A 2,821-nucleotide genomic window follows, 5' to 3' on the forward strand; every position below is an offset into this window, starting at 1 on the left:
GACCCCGCCAAGCCCGAGACCGGCCAGGGTGATCTCGGCGCGCCGGTCGGCGTCCCAGGCCGCGTGGTCCTGTGCGCGTTCGAGCCGCGCGCCGTACGCGGCAAGCAACGCCGGCTGGTCGGGGCCGTCCGGCGGGGTCGTGGCGAGCGCGGCCGTGAGCCGGTCGAGCTCGGCAAGATCCTCGCGGGCCGCACGCAGCGCCTCGCCGAGCACGTCGGCGATCGTCGCGGCCGGATCGAACGGCATCTCCTGGTGCAGGAAGCCGATGTCCGCCGGCCGCGTGACGGCGCCGCCGTCGGGTTCGTCGACGCCGGCGAGCAGCCGCAGCAGGGTGCTCTTGCCGGCGCCGTTCTCACCGATCAGCCCGAGGCGATGCCCCGGCGCCGCGGTGAGCGACACCCCGTCGAGAACGCGCCGCCCTCCCAACGAGCGGACGAGGTCGGCTGCGGAAAGAGCGGGCTGGGCCACGCGGACACCACCGAGAGGATCGCGATCTCTCGCCCGCCGGGACGCTGCCTCGGCCGCGGGCGCGGGTGGTGTCAGAGCTCCATGATGCGTCCATGCTAACCCTGGCCGGTTCCGCGGAACCGGCGGCGGGGTCTGTCCCGAGTCATGGGTTGAGCAGGGCGTGGATCGAGTCGATGAGGCTGAGTCGGCCGCCGTCGGGGGTGTGGATGGCGGTGGGGGCGAGGTGGCGGGTGGCGTGGGCGAGTCTGCTGGCGGGTTCGGGTCCGGGCAGGATCGGTGGGGCGGCGGTGAGGACCCGGCCGTCGGCGGTGCGGGCGGTGACGGTGCCGTCGGTGGCACGGTCGAGTCGGATGTTCTCGTCGTGGACGGCCCGGTGATGGGCCGAGCAGATCAGCAGTAGCCGGTCGAGGTCGGTGTCCCCTCCCCGGCCCCACTCGGTGAGGTGGTGGATCTGCAGGAAGCGGGTGTGACCGCAGCCCGGGTACTGGCAGTGACCATGGTCGCGGGCGTAGACGGCATCCCGCAGCCGCTGGCCGGGGTGACGTTGCCGCCGGCCCAGGTAGAGAGGGTTGCCGTCGGGGTCGGTGACCAGGCCGCGCAGGAACCCGTCACAGCCCAGGCGTGCCACGACCTGCCGGGACAGCCCGATCCCCCCGTCCACTTCCGCCCACGCCCCGATCCCGATCCGCGCCGTCCTGGCCGGGGTGCTGTCCTCGGCGCAGGCAGCACCGTCCTCGGCGCTGCTGGCCGCGTCGGTGTCGGGCCGGGTGGTCAGGTGCATGGTCAGGGTGTGCTCGGGGGCCATCAGCCCGGGTGCCTGCCGGTCGAGGAACCCGTCGGCCAACGCGACCAGCGCCTCGGCGTCCCGCGTGCGATCCCGCGCCCGGACCACACTGTCCCCGTCCGCGGGCACCTCACCGGCCTCGGCGTCACGGGCCTGGGCATCGCCGGCGGCGTCGAGGGGCGTGGTGGTGTCGAGGGGCGTGGTGGTGTCGAGGCTGTCCCGGGCCGCGTTCAACGCCGCGATCAGCCGAGCGCCGTCGTCCGGAGAAAGTACCGCGGTCACGCGGAGCATGCCGCCGTCGTCGTACTGCCACGACAACCGCTGCGCCGACCGGCGGGGCTTCTCCTCCCCGCGGGCTTGGCGGGCGCACCGCACCAGCCGCTCGATCTGCCCCGCCGTGCAGTACCGCGCGTGGGTCAACCACGCCTGCTCGGAGCGCTCGTCGGCGATCCGGGTCACCGCCCGCACCTTCGCATACGACAGGGTGCCCGCGGCGAACGCGGCCCGGATCGCGGGCAGACGTGCCAACGCATGTCCGGTCGCGACATGCTCCCGCGCGGTACGTAGACCGATCCCGCACCGCCACGCCAGCCAGTGGGCGCACGAGGCCATTCCCATCCTCGTCCAGCCTTCGCGCCGGTCGAAGGCGGCGACGGCCTGCAACCAGGCAGACGTCGCCGCCGCGATCCGCCCCGCCCACCGGCAGATCACCTCCTCGACCTCGTCCAGCGAAGCCGACTCCGCGTCCACCCCCATCCACACCGAGGGGGCGGAGGGATCGGCGGGTGCGGGGGACACAGGAACAGTCATCATGATCACCGGGCCAGGGGTGTCGTCGAACATCGGACTCGAACATCGTCCCACGCCCCACCGACAGGAACCCAACCAAGATCAACTCAGCCTCGACGCCCACACTCTGCCGGGATCGAGACGATCAAGGTGTTCCGCGGAACCAGCACCGACCCTGATCGTGGGCCAGGACGCGAGTCCGGCCGGGAGATCAGGGTGCCGTCGGGCGGTCCCAGAGCTGGTGGAGGGCGGCGGCGCGTTCGCGGCGGTCGAGGCCGCGCAGGTCGGCGGTGCCGTGCTCGGTGACGACGACGTCGACGTCGTGGCCGGGGGTGCTGACCGGCGCGGACAGACGCTCGACGAGGGTGGGGCGGCCGCGGTGGGTCGCCGGCATGGCGATGATGGACAGGCCGCCGGGCGAGCGGGCGCCGGCGGCGGCGTAGTCGGCGTGGCCGCCGACGCCGCCGACGGTCGCGCCCGGGAAGCCCTCCACGTTGACCTGGGCCTGTTCGTCGAGCTCGATCGCGGTGTTCACCGCGACGAACGGCAGACCGGACGACAGCCGGCCCAGGTCGTGGGTGTGCTCGATGGGATGCAGCAGCGGGCGGCCCGCCGCCCAGGCCAGCAGGCCCGGGCCGCCGGCCAGGTAGGTGGTCACCGGGGTACCGGCGAGCAGGCCGCGGCGGTCGAGGTCGACGACGCCCTCGGGCAGCAGGCCCGAGTCCATGTGCACGGGGGCGCGCAGGGCCTCCAGCACGGCGACGCCGAGCGCCCCCGGGC

Annotated in this window: 3 protein-coding genes; all 3 read right to left on the bottom strand. The window is 74.0% G+C overall.

Annotation, left to right across the window (positions count from 1 at the left end; translation table 11 throughout):
* Nucleotides 1-468, bottom strand: a 468-nt coding sequence (locus ND748_RS29455) for an ATP-binding cassette domain-containing protein (protein WP_308205762.1), incomplete at its 3' end; no start/stop codon positions are given.
* A 142-nt stretch (nt 469-610) separates the two neighbouring features.
* Nucleotides 611-2,062, bottom strand: a complete 1,452-nt coding sequence (locus ND748_RS29460; RefSeq protein ID WP_374216070.1) for a DUF222 domain-containing protein — start codon at nt 2,060-2,062, stop codon at nt 611-613.
* Between the two features lie 190 nt (nt 2,063-2,252).
* The coding region (locus tag ND748_RS29465; RefSeq protein WP_285902889.1) for an acetyl-CoA hydrolase/transferase C-terminal domain-containing protein at nt 2,253-2,821 on the bottom strand (569 nt) is incomplete at its 5' end.

Source organism: Frankia sp. AiPs1, assembly GCF_023716945.1.
Lineage (GTDB): Bacteria > Actinomycetota > Actinomycetes > Frankiales > Frankiaceae > Frankia.

Bases quoted from the DNA above. Each gene is read 5' to 3' on its own strand.
- ND748_RS29460 (WP_374216070.1), bottom strand. From the start codon at position 2,062: ATGACTGTTCCTGTGTCCCCCGCACCCGCCGATCCCTCCGCCCCCTCG.